The following is a 17,375-nucleotide window of genomic DNA, read 5'->3' as shown; positions in this document are numbered from 1 at the left end:
AGGAGTGAAGTTGGATGGCGCATACGATCAAATTTATTAGTATGGTCATCTTACTGCTGGTTGGCATTGTTGTTGGGATGCAGACAGCAGAGCAAGGCATGAAAAAGATTGATGGCAGCGAGGAGCAAAAATCACAGACATTTGCAGTTACCAAAGTGAATCAAAATCAGGTTGATATCGCCGTGATGGGCAAGCAAATCAGGACCGAACCAAAGAAGATGGTTACTTACGTTAGTCAAACAGGTGAGTCAATCGGACTGTGGGTGAAGAAAAACACAGAGGCAGCGATACAATGGCTCTCAGGATTCTTTTAACGGATTACTATGAAGTAGCATCAAATGAATTCTTAAAAAAGTTAAACAGAGGGGTGGTTTTCCTCCTGATTAACTTTTTTGCATTTATGTAAAGAATTATTTGTTTTCCAAACAATTACTTTATCATTATAAGTAGGAAGCAGATTGTGAAAGAAATATTTTATATTTAAGCTGACTAAAATAATTTTATGTTGCTAGTTTTCTGATAAAATGCAATAATTATCTAAGTTATCAAAATATTATAATTATAAAATACGCTGGTATAGTGAGGTGCGGTCCCTTTGACGCAGAAGATTTTACACATTGAGAACCTTGAGACCCATTTTTTTACCGATCGAGGACAAATTCCGGCGGTTGATCGTATTCATTTATCGATCAATAAAGGTGAAATTGTAGGGATAGTAGGAGAATCGGGATGTGGAAAAAGTGTAACGTCCCTATCAGTCATGCGGCTTATTCCTAGTCCACCTGGTAGAATCGTAGGTGGCAGCATTCGTTACAAGGATGAAGATCTGACAACGGCGAGCGAAAAGAGAATGAAAGAGATTCGTGGAAATGAGATCGCGATGATTTTTCAGGAACCTATGACTTCCCTTAATCCGGTCTTCACAATAGGTAACCAAATCACAGAATCTATCTTAATCCACAAAAAAGCAAGTAAAAAAGAAGCGAAAAAGCATGGTATTGAAATGCTTAGGCGCGTCGGAATACCTCGTGCAGAAGAAATAATGAATGAATACCCCCATCAATTGTCAGGCGGAATGAGACAACGCGTCATGATAGCAATGGCGATGGCCTGTAACCCACAACTTCTTATCGCAGATGAACCTACCACAGCACTAGACGTAACAATCCAAGCACAAATCCTAGACTTAATGCGCAACTTGAATGAAGAATCTGGAACCGCCATCATGCTGATAACTCATGACCTCGGTGTTGTAGCCGAAATGTGTCATCGGGTAATCGTTATGTACAGCGGGAACATTGTTGAACAAGGCACCACACGTGCTATTCTGAAAAATCCAAAACATCCATATACACAAGGACTACTTAAATCTATTCCTCAGTTGGATGAAAGTCAGAAGAGACTCTACTCCATACCAGGAAATGTTCCGTTACCAGGAGCAATTCAGGAAGGCTGTCGTTTTGCCCCTCGCTGCGAATTTGTCATGGACAAGTGCAGAGCTTTAAACCCTGAACTTATTGAAACGGATGCCGGTCATTTATCCCGATGCTGGCTACATGAACAATAATCGAGAGGAGCAGGCATGTGGGAGATCTTTTGGTCATAAATAATCTTAAAAAGTACTATCCCATCTCTGGTGGTGTATTAGGTCGCACGCAAGCACAGGTAAAAGCCGTTGATGATGTCTCCTTTACTGTAAAACAAGGAGAAACACTAGGATTGGTAGGCGAAAGTGGTTGTGGGAAGTCAACAGCAGGGCGTTCCATATTGCGATTGATTGAACCAACTGAAGGTGAGATTCTTTTTGACGGAAAAAATGTAAGCGCTATGAAACAAGATGAAGTTCGGCGAATGCGGCGTGATATGCAGATCATTTTTCAAGATCCATTCGCCTCTCTTAATCCAAGGCATAACATCGGTAAAATTTTGGAAGAGCCGCTGATTGTACATGGTATCTCCTCTTCAGCCGAACGTAAGGAACGAGTAAAGCGAATGTTGGAAGTAGTGGGCTTGTCCCCCTATCATGCCACGCGCTATCCCCATCAGTTTAGCGGTGGACAGAGGCAACGAATAGGAATTGCTCGTGCTCTCATGCTCAATCCGAAGCTAATTGTAGCTGATGAACCTGTGTCAGCTCTGGATGTATCGGTTCAATCGCAGGTCCTTAATCTCATGCAAGACCTGCAAAAAGAATTTGGACTTACTTATGTGTTCATTGCCCATGATTTAAGTGTTGTTCGCCATATTAGCAATCGCGTGGGCGTTATGTATCTAGGCAGAATCGCTGAGCTTGCAGATAAAGATGAACTCTACACCAATCCACTGCACCCTTACACCAAGGCACTCCTCTCCGCCGTCCCAGTTGCAGATCCGGATAAAAAACAAGAAAGAATTATCCTTCAGGGAGATTTACCCAGCCCGGCAAATCCACCATCAGGATGTACGTTTCATACCAGATGTCCACAAGTGATGGATATTTGCAAACAAGTACGACCAGAAAACCGCAATATGGGCAATAACCATCTGGTAGCCTGTCATCTGTATGAAGAATTCTAACCAGTGTCATGATGAGCAGAATCTTTTATAGATTCTCTGCATGAATATAGAATCTAGGGGGAGTACAAATGAAAAAAAGAAAACTGGCAACAGCACTTTCTGGAGTGATGGCCGTTTCTCTTGCATTGGCAGGTTGCGCAGGCACAGAAAATGCTTCCAATCCAAAGCCTGCTGAGGGGACAAAACCAACTGAAGTGAAGAAAGAAGAGCCAAAACCAGCGCAAACAACAATCATTGTGGGACGCGGTGGAGATTCTGTAGGTCTTGACCCAGCTCGTATTACAGATGGTGAATCTTCTAGGGTAACAGAGAACGTTCTGGAGACACTGGTTGCCTACGAACAAGATAATACGAATATCATCCCAGGACTAGCTGAAAAATGGGAGATTGCACCAGACGGAAAAACGTATACGTTTACGCTTCGGAAAGGTGTTAAATTCCATGATGGTACTGAATTTAACTCAGAAGCAGTCAAATTTAACTTTGATCGCTGGATGGATAAGAGCAATCCATACCATGACAAAGAAGGTTACGAGTATTACAACGATATGTTTGGTGGATATAAGGGCGATCCAAATCACATTATCGCTTCAATTGAAACTCCAGATCCATCTACTGTAATTTTTAAAATGAATCGTCCACTTGCACCATTTATGCAAAATTTAGGGATGTTCCCGTTTGCTATTGCTTCACCTGAAGCAATTAAGAAAGACAAAGATAAATTTATGGAGCATCCAGTGGGAACAGGTCCATTCAAATTTGTTGAGTGGAAACGAAATGATTCTATTACGCTGGAAAAGAATCCGGACTACTGGCAACAAGGTTTACCTAAGCTGGAAAAAATCGTGTTCCGCTCTATCCCTGACAACTCTGCCCGTTTGACTGCTCTTACCTCTGGTGAGATTGACATCATGGATGGCTTAAACCCAGATGACACGCAAAGGGTTCTGGATAATAAAGATTTACAATTATTTAAACGTCCATCTATGAATGCAGGATGGCTTGGTTTTAACCTGGAGAAGAAACCGCTAGATAATGAGAAAGTTCGCCAGGCTATTGCCTATGCGATCGATAAGCCAGGCTTAATCAAAGCATTCTATGGCGATTTCGCTGTACCTGCTGTTAACCCAATGCCATCTTCCATCTGGGGATATAACGATTCAATTAAAGATCGTACCCAAGACATTGAAAAGGCGAAGCAATTGCTTGCCGAAGCAGGTCATGCTAACGGTTTGAAACTGAAGTTCTGGGCAATGCCTGTACCGCGTCCTTACATCATCAATGGACAAAAGATGGCAGAAGCCATGCAACAAGATCTGAAGAAGGTTGGTATTGAAACAGAAATCGTTTCGATGGACTGGGCAACTTATCTGGAAAAAACCAGACTAGGTGAGCAGGAACTGTATCTGCTTGGTTGGACAGGTGACAATGGAGACCCAGACAACTTCCTGAACAATCACTTCAATAAAAATAATATTGGTGGTAGTAACCGCTCCTTCTACAAGGATGAAAAAGTTACCGACTTACTGCTAAAAGCTCAATCAGAAGTCGACCAAGCAAAACGTACCGAGATTTATAAAGAAGTACAACAAATTCTGTTTGATCAAGCTATCATGCTTCCTTTAGTTCACTCCACGCAACCAATTGCAGCGAGCGCAAAACTTAAAGGGTATGTTCCACATCCAAAAGGTAACGAAAGTCTGGAGCACGTTTACTTCGAATAAGAAAACAGAGCAAGGGTAGGAGTGAAATCTGGCTCTTACCCTTGTTTTTTAAGCCAAGGAAAGCGAGGAGAGATTATTTGCTGGCATACACCGTACGTCGATTGATTATGCTGATTCCAGTACTCTTCGGCATGTCGCTCATTGTATTTTCGATCATCCACGCCATTCCAGGTGACCCTGCACTCACGATTCTTGGTGAGAAGGCAAGTCCACAATCTGTAGAGGAATTGCGTGAAAACCTGGGGCTTAATAATCCTTGGTATCAGCAATATTTTTCTTATGTAAAAGATGTCGTGACAGGGGATTTGGGTACCTCTCTTCTAACGAAAAAAGAGATTAGTGGAGAGATTGGACCTTATCTGGCTGCCACTACTGAACTGGCAATATTCAGTTTGATTTTTGCTTTGTTCGTAGGTATTAACGCAGGTATTATTTCAGCCTGGAAACAAAATTCCTGGTTTGATTATCTTTGTATGCTAATCGCTTTAATTGGAGTATCGATGCCAGTATTCTGGCTCGGGTTAATGGAACAATGGTTATTCGCACAAGAATTGAAATGGCTTCCCTCTGTAGGACGTGATAATGCGCGCGATTCTGTGGAAGCAATCACCCATTTTTATCTGATTGATACGATTATGGCAGGTAGATGGGATCAGTTTAATGATGTTGTGAAGCATTTAATCTTGCCAGGAATTGCTCTTGGAACCATTCCAATGGCGATCATTGCTAGGATCACCCGATCTAGTATGCTTGAGGTTATGCGTTCGGATTATATTCGTACTGCTCGGGCCAAAGGGCTTGGACAATTCTTTGTGGTGTACAAGCATGCACTGAAAAATGCCATGATTCCCATTATTACTATCGTCGGTTTACAACTTGGCATGTTGCTTGGCGGTGCGATTCTTACGGAAACCATTTTTGGTTGGCCTGGAATTGGCAGCTACATATATACTGCGATTAACAATCGGGATTATCCGGTAATCCAGTCAGGTATCTTGGTTATTGCAGTCATCTTCGTTTTGATTAATCTGGTGGTAGACCTGCTATATGCCTATGTTGATCCACGAATCAAATATCGCTAAGGAGGTTTTCATCAGTGGGACAAATTACACCTGATACACAGGCTGTTGTTGTACAAGACCATGCAGGACATGCTGTTTCTCCTTGGCGGGATGCCTGGCGAACATTACGCAAGAATAAAATGGCCATTATCGGCTTTTGTATAATTGCTTTCTTCATTTTGGTTGCCGTTGCAGCACCACTTTTAACCAGTTTTGAGTATGATCAGGGAGAATTAAAGAATAAACATCTTCCACCATCAGCTGAGTTCTGGTTTGGAACGGATTATAATGGACGTGATGTATTTACCCGAGTCGTATATGGAGCACAAATTTCGCTTTGGGTTGGGTTTTTCTCTGTCATAGGCTCTATTGTGATGGGAACTATACTAGGGTTATTGGCTGGATTTTATGGGAAATGGATTGATACGCTTATTTCTCGTATCTTTGATATTATGTTAGCTTTTCCTAGTATTTTGCTTGCGATTGCGATTGTATCTATCTTTGGACCTTCGTTGCAGAATGCATTGATGGCTATCGCGATTATTAACGTACCCACTTATGGAAGGCTAGTACGATCCAGGGTACTCAGCCTGAAAGAGGAAGAATTCGTAATGGCTGCAAGAGCAGTGGGAATGAAGAATTCCCGAATTATCATGCAACATATTTTGCCAAATAGCTTAGCACCAATAATCGTTACGGGGACACTAGGAATTGCTACGGCTATCCTGGAAGCAGCAGCATTAGGGTTCCTGGGATTGGGTGCTCAGGTACCTCAACCAGAGTGGGGAAAAATGCTGGCTGATTCGAGAGAATACATTCAGCAAGCTCCGTGGACCGTTATTTTCCCAGGTCTATCCATTGTACTAACGGTGCTTGGATTTAACCTGATTGGTGATGGTCTTCGCGACGCACTTGATCCAAGAATGAAAAATTAATAGTTTGTACCAAAAGGTGTTCATCTCTATGGAACACCTTCTTTTTCATCCTCCGTAATTTTTGATTTGGTTTCCTTATTGGCGCATATGGTATGCTACAAGTACGATTTAAGAAAGGATTGGTGGAAAAGATGGATGTAAATCGTCTTTCTCAATTACGTTCCTTTATGGAGGAACAAAAAGCGGACGCAGTGTTGGTAACACTTCCTATGCATGTGTACTATTTAACAGGATTTAATACCAACCCACATGAGCGTTTTCTCGGTCTGGTCATTCCTCGCGATGGGGAACCTGTACTGATTGTACCAGCATTGGATAAGGATGCAGCAATGGCGGCGTCTAGTGTTACCAACATTCAGACGCATTCAGATACACAGAATCCTTATCAGGTTCTGAAGCAAGCTCTACCTGCGGGCATAGCCAAGCTGGCTGTTGAAAAAAGCCATCTTACTATGCAGATTTATGAAAGAATGGTAGACGAGCTAGATATTGCAGCGTTTGTGGATGTAGAGGAGCCTCTGCGTCAAATGAGACTGAAAAAAAGTCCAGAAGAAGCTAGCAAGATCAGAAAAGCGTGTGAAGTCATTGAAGAGGTTCTTCGCCAAGGTCTGAGCAGAGTAAAAGCAGGCGTAACGGAAGCGGATATGGTAGCGGAACTGGAATATCTAATGAAGAAGTTGGGTTCACAAGGTCCTTCCTTCTCTACTATGGTGCTTAGTGGTGCCAATTCTGCATTACCACATGGCAAGCCTGGTACCAAAAAAATTGAGCACGGCGATTTATTGTTGTTTGACATGGGAGTCTATCTGAATGGTTATGTCTCCGATATTACCCGAACATTTGCTGTTGGAGATATCAACGAGCGCCAAAAGGAAATATATGATGCTGTACTTAGAGCTAACTTGGCTGCTATTAAAGAAGTACGTCCAGGTGTTACTCTCGCACATTTAGATCAGACAGCACGTGATGTAATTGTAGAGAGTGGTTATGGGGAGTATTTCACTCATCGCTTAGGGCATGGTATGGGAATGGATGTTCATGAATATCCTTCTGTGCACGGAGCTAATCAGGATAAGCTGGTAAGTGGTATGGTATTTACAATTGAGCCAGGAATCTATTTGCCAGGTGTTGGTGGCGTTCGCATTGAGGATGATGTGTTTGTTACAGATAATGGGGTAGAGCTGTTGACCTCTTATCCAAAAGAGTTACAAATTCTGTAGATGACTGTTACATAAATAAGCAGTAATGAAAGAGAAGGATCTTGAATTCTTCTCTTTTATTAACTGAAAAAAATATATACTTCTGGGCTTCACTTACTTGTATGCTACTCAGTTAATGGGCAGGGATGACCTAGATGTATTAAAATGTTTTTCCTAACAAATGGTAACCAGTCGTAGATTCAAAAGACCAAGAGGGAGGAGCAAATTAGATGCAGAATAGTAAACAAGTAAAATTTATTAACCCTGAAACGATGCCAGCAACATTTGGTTACACGAACGTGGTGGAGGTTAGGAACGTACGGACGATTTATGTATCCGGACAGGTGGCCCTAAATAAGGATGGCCAAGTGGTCGGTACAGGCGATCTAGCCTCGCAAACGAAACAGGTTTTCGAAAATATAAAATGTGCATTGGAAGCTGCAGGAGTCTGCTTTAACGATGTGGTGAAATTGACATTTTTTTTGACCGACATTTCGAAAATGCAGATTGTACGGGAAATTAGGGATCAGTACGTCAATACACTGAATCCGCCAGCCAGCTCAGCGGTTGAAGTTCGAAAGCTCATCAGGGATGAACTGTTGATTGAGATTGAGGCAATCGCCGTTGGGGACTTGTAGGTCTCGTTGAATACGTTCAATAAAAGAATACCCAAGAGAATCGTCCAAGAACTCTAGGGTATTCCTCCTATACTATTCAAGCTCTAACTTTATCTGTCTACGAACCTGCCATTTTGACACAAGACCATAACGAGGAGAGAAAAGAAAGCTGATCAAAAATAATAAACCAGCAACCACTGTCATGGATCCCGCAATAGAACTATCTAGCCAAGTAGCTAGGCTATATCCAAGTATTGAGCATAATACTCCAATTAGCATGCTTAACCCGAGCATAACAGGAAGTCGATCGGTTAAAAGATAAGCAGTAGCACTGGGAACAACCATCATTGCCACAACAAGGATAGCACCTACGCTTTCAAAAGAGGCGACAGTAGCCATCGATACTAAACCCATAAGTAAGTAATGGAAGAGAGCAACAGGAATTCCAATCGCTGCAGCCATTGCTGGATCAAAGGTGCAAATTTTGAATTGCTTGAAGAAAAGACCAACTACGAGCAAGCTGATTATAAATATGATGCCCAATCCCCAAACAGCTCGTGGACCCCATTCTGCACCGTTAATGACAAGGGTGTCCCAAGGAACATAGGCAATCTCTCCATATAACACACAATCTAGATCAAGGTCGATGTGTGAACCATACAGGGAGATGAGGACAACACCGATAGCAAATAATGCTGTAAAAGTTACACCGATGGCTGCGTCAGATTTTACTCCGCTTTGATGGAAGAGTTGTATCAAAAAAACAGTGAGTAGGCCAATGACGGCTGCACCCACAAGCATAGCAATAGAATCACGTCCACCAGTCAATAAAAAAGCGATGGCAATGCCAGGTAAAATAGCGTGGCTGATCGCATCTCCTAACATAGCCATCCTTCTTAAAATAAGGAAACAACCAAGAAAGCCACACGTAGCTGCTACGAGAGAACCAGTTAGTATAATCCAAAAACTATTCATGCTGTTACACCTCCTTGATCAGGTGTATGATTTGCTATTTTATAGGATTGAATAGCAACTAGTGTCGGAGTCATATTATGGTGCTCTAGTTCTTTTAACATCATTTCCAATTGGACACCGTTTAATTGAGGAATAATCTCTTCCTCACTTTGGTCAATTGTGTAGCCATGGAAATTTTGCTCGTGCATCTGAAATAAATCCCATAAACGTTGATTTAGAACCAGGGAATGTGCGACATGAAGTCCTTTCTGATTAAATCCCCATTTTTGCGGATCTTCCTTATCCTGGGTTACCCATCCCTTTTTCAGCAAGGTGCGCAATGCTTTTTCAACAGTTTGGGCTTGTTTGCCACTCTTGATTGCTAGCCTTTCCACTGAGAAGAAAGAGGCCGGGATAGAATTCTCTTTTTTACTATCTTCCATTACATCATACAGGGAACGTAGGATATCCTGATGCAGTACTTTTTTACGAACCTGCATGAATCTGAGAAAACGGAACAGAATCCCTCTCTTTGGTGAAAATAGAAGTGAGAACAGAAAGAGGGTGGTGGAGCCTAAGACGATAATAGGACCAGTCGGAAGGTTCTGGATCTGTGTGCTGAGCAGAGTTCCAAAAGCACCACTTAATGCCCCAAACAAACCTGAAAGAATAACCATGGTACTTAATTTGTTCGTCCAATATCTCGCAGTAACTGCTGGCGTGATCAGCATGGCTGCCATTAGTACGACACCAACTGCCTGAAGGCCGATTACGACTGACATTAAAAGCATAACCATCAATAGTCCATCTAGAAATCCCATTGGGAAGCCGAGACCTTTGCCGAAACCTTGGTCGAAGGAGAGCAGCTTAAACTCCTTAAACAAGAGTGCAGTGATAATCAATAAGACTGAGCTAACAGCTATCATCGTATTGACATCGCTTCCCACCAGAGAGGCTGCCTGACCAAACAAGAATTTATCAAGTCCGCTTTGGTTACCGCTGTCACTGTGCTGGATATAGGTAAGCAGTACGATCCCAATTCCGAAAAAAACAGACAAGTTCAAGGCGAGAGCGGTATCCTCCTTTATCCTTGAATGTTTGGTTATCATGGTGATGCAATATGTGGCTAACAAACCAGAGATAGCGGCACCTACCAGGAAGAAACCAATAGATTTAGAACCTGTTAACAAAAAGACTAAACAAACGCCGGGGAGCGCAGCATGCGCTAGCGCATCCCCCATAAGAGAACGCCCCCGCAAGAAGGCAAAGCTGCCAAGCACACCGCTACTAATGCCTAACAATATACATCCGGCAAGAACCCATTGTGTGTTAGGATCTTGCAAGACTTGAAGCCAGTTCATACAAGTGCCCCCTTTTTGTTTGTATCGGTATGGACAGCCGTGTGTTCACCGATAAACTGAAGGCGCCCCCCATATGTTTTTTGTAGATTGTCTGAAGTGAAAACTTCCTCTGTAGGACCAGCAGCAATGAGCCGTTTGTTTATCATGACAATATAGTCAAAATATTCTGTAACAGTCTGTAAGTCGTGGTGTACAACCAGCACGGTTTTTTTCTGTGCTTTCAAATCATTCAAGAGCTGGATGATAGCTTTTTCTGTGGCAGCGTCTACGCCAGCAAAGGGTTCATCCATAAAATATATCTGCGCTTCTTGAGCGAGAGCTCGTGCGAGGAAAACACGCTGTTGTTGCCCTCCAGACAACTGACTTATCTGTCTGTTGGAGTAATCGGCCATTCCCACTTTACTAAGACATTCCATAGCCCATTCCTTATCGCGCTTGCTAGGTCGCTTAAACCACCCAAGTTTTCCGTAACGACCCATTAGCACGACATCAAGAGCATCAGTAGGGAAATCCCAATCAACAGATTCTCTTTGTGGAACGTAACCAATCAGCTTTCGTTGCTCTTTGAAAGGTTTTCCGTAAATACTTACTTGACCAGAGGCTGCTGGAACAAGACCTTGAATCGATTTGATCAAGGTAGACTTTCCAGCGCCATTGGGACCAATAATTCCGATCAGCCTACCTTCAGGAATGTCTAATGATACGTGTCGAAGCACAGGTTTTTTTTGATAGGCTACAGTAATATCACGTATAGATAACGGTAAATCTGGATGAGCGATTCCCATGAGGACAACCTCCTTATTATTTTAATGCAGAGACAATTGAATCGACGTTATGCTTCACCATACCCAGATAGGTTCCTTCGGGTGTTCCTGGATTCCCCATTGCGTCGGAGAATAACTCACCACCAATGACTACCTGATGGTTTTTAGCTGCTGCTCCTTCAATTACTGCTTCAATCGAACGTTTGGAGACAGATGATTCCACAAACACAGCTTTTATTTTTGTATCAACAAGCTGATCTACTAACTTTTGAACATCTTTTAGACCATATTCAGATGCGGTGCTTATTCCTTGTAAAGCACTAACCTCGATATCATATGCTTTACCAAAATAAGCAAAAGCATCATGAGCGGTAACCAGTACTCGTTGTTCTTTTGGAATGGAAGCAATTTGTGCTTTGGCGTATTCATGCATGTTATCTAGTTCTTTGATATAGGCAGAAGCATTTGTTTCGTATGTCGTTTTATTTACTGGATCAATTTCAATCAGAGAGTCACGAACCTGCTCAACAGCCATTCTCCAAAGGGAGACATCAAACCAAATGTGCGGATCAGCTTGGTCAGGATAAGTAGGATCGCCTAACAAGAGATCTTTTGGAACGTTTTTTGAAACTGGAATAACAGGTTTATGCTTTTCCATTTTTTCGAAAATTTCCGTCATCTTCCCTTCCAAGTGAAGTCCATTGTAGAAGACGATATCTGCTTCTTCTATTCGTTTGATATCACCCTGCGATGCTTTATATAGATGGGGATCAACACCAGCACCCATCAATTGTGTGACCTCCACTTTATCTCCGCCAACATTTTTCGTAATATCAGCAATCATTCCGATAGTTGTGGTTACTTTCCATTTTTTATCTCCTTGGTATTCAGTCTGAACGGAAGGAGAGGCGGATTCTGAAAAAGCACCGCAACCTGCCAGAAGAATTGAACCTAGCAAACCATAAACGATAACTAGATGCCTAAAAAGCTTATTTCTGAATAATCCCATAATTGTCCTCCTGCAATTTTTTTATATTAAACCTAAAATGTTTCCCTGGGTAAACATTAACATACACATTTGCCCTTGTGCAACAATTTTAAATTAAAGAAATTTTTTTGGTCATGCTCATCACCTTTTATGTGCAACTAAAACGGTAACAAAAAAACACCCCTGAAAATGTAACTATCTTCAGGGGTGTTCTATGTAAGAAACGTAAAAAGATAAAAGTTATTAGTTCACTATTACATATAAATTGTATCGTCTAGAAGTAGTCCCTTTGGTTCAAAATAACTAATCCCGTTCTTATCTGCGGATTCTAAGCGTAAGGATGCATTTGCTAAGGGGAGAAAGCCTGTATTCATTCCAGGATAGGTACCCATTATGGCAGTAACCCCTACCAATTTTTCTAAAAGCGCTACATCGGCTGTCAAAGTTGTTGTACGAATGATAGCCGCTTGAGCATAGTCAGGTTTTGCTTGCGTAGTTTTTTCATACTCGATAAACCAAGGCAAATGTGAGGAAGTACCAAGCATTCGCATCCGTAGTTTTTCACCAGTAATTGTAGTGATTTCATGTACTCCTGTTTTGTATATAGGATAGTTCTCTTCACGCAGTACATTTTCTACGTGTGTTAGATCAGCAGTTTCTAGCAAAAGGGAGTAATAACCTTCCCCCTGTTCTTCTAGAAAAGCAAGGAGTCCTTGACCAACTTCGGTTTGAGTAGCTTTTTCCTTGTCTTCTACATATGCTATCTCTAAGTAACCTCCACCAGGAAATGGATAATGACGAGTCGCAATACCAGGATAAGAATTACCAGCTGCCACACACTCATAGCCTTTTTCCTGGGTTAAAATGCGGTCAATATCATCTGGACGGTTAGTCGCATAGATTAATCGGTCTAACAAGAACATGAAATCTCTCCTTTAGGTAGATGGCATCCTATTTACTGTACTCCTACAATCTACCACACAAGAAGAAATGACGATAGACCCTAATGATAAGCGGAGAAATCTTGCTTGAGAAGCACTCTTTTGGTATAGTTAAACCTACTGCAATTTTTGAAGAACGTAATGTTGTATTCCACATTGCGTGGGAGGGAACAAGTAGATGGATCGTCTGGAAAGACAAAAGAAAATACGTAATTTCTCTATTATCGCTCATATTGACCACGGGAAATCCACATTAGCTGACCGTATTCTTGAACTTACAGGAGCATTGACTACCCGTGAAATGGAAGCCCAGTTCCTTGACACGATGGATCTGGAAAGAGAACGTGGTATTACCATTAAATTAAATGCAGTTCGTTTAAATTATAAAGCGGATGATGGCGAAGAGTATATTCTTCACCTGATTGATACGCCTGGACACGTCGATTTTACCTATGAGGTGTCACGAAGCCTGGCTGCTTGTGAAGGGGCACTACTTGTAGTGGATGCCGCACAAGGAATTGAAGCTCAGACATTGGCTAACGTGTATTTGGCTTTGGATAACGAATTGGAAATCATCCCGATTATCAACAAAATCGACCTGCCTAGCGCAGAACCTGAGCGTGTAAAGCTGGAAGTGGAGGACGTTATCGGTCTTGATGCGAGCGATGCGGTACTTACTTCAGCTAAATCAGGTATCGGGATTAAGGATGTACTGGAAGCAGTTGTGAAAAAAGTACCAGCTCCAACTGGAGATCCTGATGCGCCATTGCAAGCACTGATTTTTGATTCCTATTTTGATGCGTATCGTGGCGTTATCGCCTCTGTGCGTATCATGAATGGTACTCTTAAAAAAGGTATGAAAATCAAAATGATGGCGACCAACAAGACGTTCGAGGTAACGGAGGTTGGTACATATACTCCTCGTCAGACTCAGGTAGACGAGCTGACTGTAGGTGATGTAGGTTATGTCGCAGCAGCAATTAAAACTGTAGGAGATACACGTGTCGGGGATACTATTACGGATGTAAGCCGTCCAGCAGCAAAAGCGCTTCCAGGTTACCGTAAAATTAACCCGATGGTATTCTGTGGTCTCTATCCGATTGATACAAGCGATTACAATGACTTGCGTGATGCGCTTGATAAATTGCAGTTAAATGATGCTTCTCTGCAATTTGAGCCTGAGACATCTCAGGCACTAGGCTTCGGATTCCGTTGCGGGTTCCTTGGTCTGTTGCACATGGAAATCATTCAGGAACGTATTGAGCGTGAGTTTAACATTGACCTGATTACCACAGCACCTAGCGTTATCTATCGAATTACGAAGACAAATGGTGAGGTTTTTGAAATCGACAACCCATCCAAAATGCCAGATATTCAAAAGATCGAACAGATTGAGGAGCCGTATGTTACTTCTACAATCATGGTACCAAAGGATTATGTCGGGGATGTTATGCAGCTTTGCCAAGGCAAACGGGGTAACTTCTTAGACATGCAATATCTAGGCGAGAATCGCGTGCAGTTGAAATATGACATGCCGCTTTCTGAGATCGTCTATGATTTCTTTGACCTATTAAAATCAGGAACAAAAGGCTATGCCTCCTTCGATTATGAAATGGCAGGGTACAAGGCTTCCAAACTAGTTAAAATGGATATTCTTCTCAACGGTGAGGTAGTCGATGCTCTTTCCTTTATCGTGCACAAGGATACCGCTTATCCACGTGGTAAGGTGATTTGTGAAAAACTGAAGGAACTAATTCCTCGCCAACAATTTGAAGTGCCGATTCAGGCTGCCATTGGTCAAAAGATCGTTGCGCGTGAATCAATTAGCGCTATGCGTAAAAACGTACTTGCAAAATGTTACGGTGGTGACATTTCCCGTAAACGTAAACTTCTTGAGAAACAAAAAGAGGGTAAGAAACGCATGAAATCGGTAGGTTCTGTAGAAGTTCCTCAAGAGGCGTTTATGGCTGTATTACGTATGGATAATAATAAGAAATAATTGGTGGATAGAGATTTTTGAAACATTTTCTCATTTTAAAGACGACAAGAGCTGGATTTTAAATCAGCTTCTGTCGTCTTTTTTTGGTAGATAGATGTAGAAAATATAATAATCTTTCATAAGCCAATACGATAATGTAGATCATTTATTTTATATGAGCAATGTATTTTACATCTAAATAGTTTCTATTACAACTACTATTCGAATCAATAAATAGAAAATTAATAATATTTTTATTATTGTAAAAAATAAATAAAATGCTATAATTTCCCATAAATAGGAGGTGATAATATGGTTGGTGGTACAAAATGGAAAACGCAAGTAAATGGTTCTCAATCTGGAGTGAAGAGAAGATTTGGAACAGGTGTACAAACACGCTCTGAAAGTACACGGGGGCGTGATGAATACATTCCGCTGTGTGCATGTGCTTCAGGTTGTGGAGCAACAGCTAAGAAAAAGGCATAATCGTATTTTGTGATTTTTGAGAAAAGTGATAATCTCTTTTCAAATCGAGAAAAGGTTATCACTTTTCCAATTAAGTAAGAATAGAGGGATTTCTGATGAAGTATATCATAAATAAGTACATTGCTTTTCAATTAGAAAACAATGATCTGGTTGTTCAAAATCAGGATAGCATTGTTACCATTACAGATGAAATGTTAAAGCATGTTCTTCAATTATGGATGGAAAACAATAAAACGAGAGTATCTATCGAGGAAATTGCAGCTGACTTTAATGAGGACACAGAAGATGTGGTTCAATTTTTAGAAGAGTACGCTATTTTAAGAGAAGAGAAGCCCAAAAAAATTGATAGTAACAAAATAACCATCGTGACTAACAATCATGAAGTAGGTGAGTTGATTTACTCAGCGATATATCAGGATTATGCAAGTAAGATCCCGGTAGAATATAAAAAACTTGAAGAGATAGAGGCGGTTGATGATGATGAATTATTGATCGTTTTTCTTAACCCATACAGTAAAAAACTGGCACGGAGTATTACGGATAAGCTTTCAGATTCTACGAAATTGGTGTTCAGCTATATCTATAATAACAATTTTTATATGGATTGCCTTTACTCAAATGAATGGAAAGTTCCTTGTCATTTTTGTCATGTAGGTCATATTGAAGCTCAATCACAAATTGAGAATGAAAATGGAGCGACCTATCAGCAAATGATCGATTCCCTTTATCATGTTGACGAAAACTTTGAGGTGAATATTCCCTTATCTGGTGTACAAAAATTAAATATTGCACGGCTCCTGACAAATAAAACCTCCAGATTTTTACATAATTTACAAGTTTCTTTGATGCATCCTGAAGAAATAAGCAACTGCACATTATTGGATCTGTTGACTTTGAAAATATATGAAGATACTTCAATACATTGGGAGATGTGTAGCTGTTATGAAAGTTGATAGGAAACCAACTCACTCAAGTCAAATGGAAAGAATTGCGAGAGCGAAAAAAGCAGATACGATGCTAGAGACGATTCGCAACGAAAAACAATTACATGACATTTTAACTTTTCATCAGAAGACAACCTGGCAAAATCCGTTTCAATTTCAATTTGATTCTACGATTGTAGAGTGGATAGAGCGTGTTCAGAATACGGATGTATTACCAGAGTATTATGAATACAAAGTGAGCTTGCCTGTATGTAAAACGTATAAGGAAAAAACAACCACGATCAGAGAATACGATGAAAACTGGCAAATTACGCTAGATGAGCTTGGTCACATTTTATATGATGCGTTTGGAAGAGCGGAAGGAGTCCCCTCTAAAGCCTATCCTTCGGCTGGGGCTTTATACCCGATCATTCCCGTTTTCCTTACTTTTAATGATGTAGACAGACTAGTGAAACGGGGGAGCTATGTATTTAATTCACATGATAATGAACTCCTCTTACTTGAGAACTTTGACGATAAAAAAATCGAGAAAATCAAAAAAAATAGTTGTCCGTTGGAGACAAAGGTTCCTTCCCCGTTTGCAATTGCTTATGCATTTGATGTGAGAAGGGCAATTACAAAATACGGATATAGAGGGTATAGACATGGCATGATTGAGGTGGGATTAATGAGTCAGAGTCTTAGATATGCCTTACAGAAGAAGGGATTAGGCGATTTATGCTGGTCCGGCTTCAACGATAATATAATGCACTAACCAATCAAATTGGATTAAGTCCGAGATTATCCCCTGTAGTACTAATCCAGTGGTTCGGTAAACCAATATGATCTTTTCTTACAAAAAAGGAGAACATTTTGGTTTTAGGAGTA

Annotated in this window: 17 protein-coding genes; 12 read left to right on the top strand and 5 right to left on the bottom strand. The window is 41.1% G+C overall.

Annotation, left to right across the window (positions count from 1 at the left end; translation table 11 throughout):
• The first annotated feature begins 14 nt into the window (after positions 1-14).
• The 8 genes from LM917_RS00365 (at position 15) to LM917_RS00330 (ending at position 8,113) form a co-directional block, all read left to right on the top strand.
• Positions 15-314, top strand: coding sequence for a DUF3679 domain-containing protein (locus LM917_RS00365; RefSeq protein ID WP_232695410.1), 300 nt, complete (start codon positions 15-17; stop codon positions 312-314).
• A gap of 281 nt (positions 315-595) precedes the next feature.
• Positions 596-1,567 carry an ABC transporter ATP-binding protein gene (locus LM917_RS00360; protein ID WP_232695409.1) on the top strand — a complete coding sequence of 324 codons (972 nt, stop codon included), beginning with the start codon at positions 596-598 and terminating at the stop codon, positions 1,565-1,567.
• A 17-nt stretch (positions 1,568-1,584) separates the two neighbouring features.
• Positions 1,585-2,556, top strand: a complete 972-nt coding sequence (locus LM917_RS00355) for an ABC transporter ATP-binding protein (RefSeq protein WP_309241909.1) — start codon at positions 1,585-1,587, stop codon at positions 2,554-2,556.
• Positions 2,557-2,624: 68 nt separating this feature from the next.
• Positions 2,625-4,280, top strand: a complete 1,656-nt coding sequence (locus LM917_RS00350) for an ABC transporter substrate-binding protein (RefSeq protein WP_232695408.1) — start codon at positions 2,625-2,627, stop codon at positions 4,278-4,280.
• Between the two features lie 77 nt (positions 4,281-4,357).
• A complete protein-coding gene (locus LM917_RS00345) occupies positions 4,358-5,362 on the top strand; it encodes an ABC transporter permease (protein ID WP_232695407.1) in 1,005 nt (334 codons plus the stop codon).
• A gap of 14 nt (positions 5,363-5,376) precedes the next feature.
• Positions 5,377-6,276, top strand: a complete 900-nt coding sequence (locus tag LM917_RS00340; RefSeq protein WP_373688742.1) for an ABC transporter permease — start codon at positions 5,377-5,379, stop codon at positions 6,274-6,276.
• 131 nt (positions 6,277-6,407) lie between these two features.
• Positions 6,408-7,496 (top strand): M24 family metallopeptidase, encoded by a 1,089-nt coding sequence (locus LM917_RS00335; protein WP_232695946.1) that lies wholly within the window; start codon positions 6,408-6,410, stop codon positions 7,494-7,496.
• 209 nt (positions 7,497-7,705) lie between these two features.
• Positions 7,706-8,113 (top strand): RidA family protein, encoded by a 408-nt coding sequence (locus LM917_RS00330; RefSeq protein WP_232695406.1) that lies wholly within the window; start codon positions 7,706-7,708, stop codon positions 8,111-8,113.
• Between the two features lie 72 nt (positions 8,114-8,185).
• Here the strand turns inward: LM917_RS00330 and LM917_RS00325 are convergent, their stop codons facing one another.
• The 5 genes from LM917_RS00325 to LM917_RS00305 form a co-directional block, all read right to left on the bottom strand.
• Complete coding sequence (locus LM917_RS00325) at positions 8,186-9,067, bottom strand: metal ABC transporter permease (RefSeq protein ID WP_232695405.1); 882 nt, start codon at positions 9,065-9,067, stop codon at positions 8,186-8,188.
• A complete protein-coding gene (locus LM917_RS00320; RefSeq protein ID WP_232695404.1) occupies positions 9,064-10,407 on the bottom strand; it encodes a metal ABC transporter permease in 1,344 nt (447 codons plus the stop codon). Before LM917_RS00320 ends, LM917_RS00325 begins: the two co-directional genes overlap by 4 nt.
• Complete coding sequence (locus LM917_RS00315; RefSeq protein ID WP_232695403.1) at positions 10,404-11,192, bottom strand: metal ABC transporter ATP-binding protein; 789 nt, start codon at positions 11,190-11,192, stop codon at positions 10,404-10,406. The genes LM917_RS00320 and LM917_RS00315 overlap by 4 nt, the downstream gene beginning before the upstream one ends.
• Before the next feature lie 16 nt (positions 11,193-11,208).
• The gene (locus LM917_RS00310; protein ID WP_232695402.1) at positions 11,209-12,180 is read right to left on the bottom strand and encodes a metal ABC transporter solute-binding protein, Zn/Mn family; all 972 of its coding nucleotides are present in this window, start codon (positions 12,178-12,180) and stop codon (positions 11,209-11,211) included.
• Positions 12,181-12,413: 233 nt separating this feature from the next.
• Positions 12,414-13,082 carry a VOC family protein gene (locus LM917_RS00305; RefSeq protein WP_232695401.1) on the bottom strand — a complete coding sequence of 223 codons (669 nt, stop codon included), beginning with the start codon at positions 13,080-13,082 and terminating at the stop codon, positions 12,414-12,416.
• 196 nt (positions 13,083-13,278) lie between these two features.
• Between LM917_RS00305 and lepA the strand changes: the two genes are divergently transcribed.
• The 4 genes from lepA (at position 13,279) to LM917_RS00285 (ending at position 17,262) form a co-directional block, all read left to right on the top strand.
• On the top strand, positions 13,279-15,099 hold the full coding sequence (gene lepA, locus LM917_RS00300; protein WP_232695400.1) for a translation elongation factor 4: 1,821 nt from the start codon (positions 13,279-13,281) through the stop codon (positions 15,097-15,099).
• A gap of 291 nt (positions 15,100-15,390) precedes the next feature.
• A complete protein-coding gene (locus LM917_RS00295) occupies positions 15,391-15,564 on the top strand; it encodes a hypothetical protein (RefSeq protein ID WP_232695399.1) in 174 nt (57 codons plus the stop codon).
• 95 nt (positions 15,565-15,659) lie between these two features.
• Positions 15,660-16,517, top strand: coding sequence for an McbB family protein (locus LM917_RS00290; protein ID WP_232695398.1), 858 nt, complete (start codon positions 15,660-15,662; stop codon positions 16,515-16,517).
• Positions 16,507-17,262: a nitroreductase family protein gene (locus LM917_RS00285; protein WP_232695397.1), complete on the top strand. Its 756-nt coding sequence runs from the start codon at positions 16,507-16,509 to the stop codon at positions 17,260-17,262. The genes LM917_RS00290 and LM917_RS00285 overlap by 11 nt, the downstream gene beginning before the upstream one ends.
• Positions 17,263-17,375 lie beyond the last annotated feature (113 nt).

The organism is Brevibacillus daliensis (genome assembly GCF_021245735.1).
Lineage (GTDB): Bacteria > Bacillota > Bacilli > Brevibacillales > Brevibacillaceae > Brevibacillus_B > Brevibacillus_B daliensis.
This window is presented reverse-complemented; position numbering and strand designations above follow the sequence as displayed.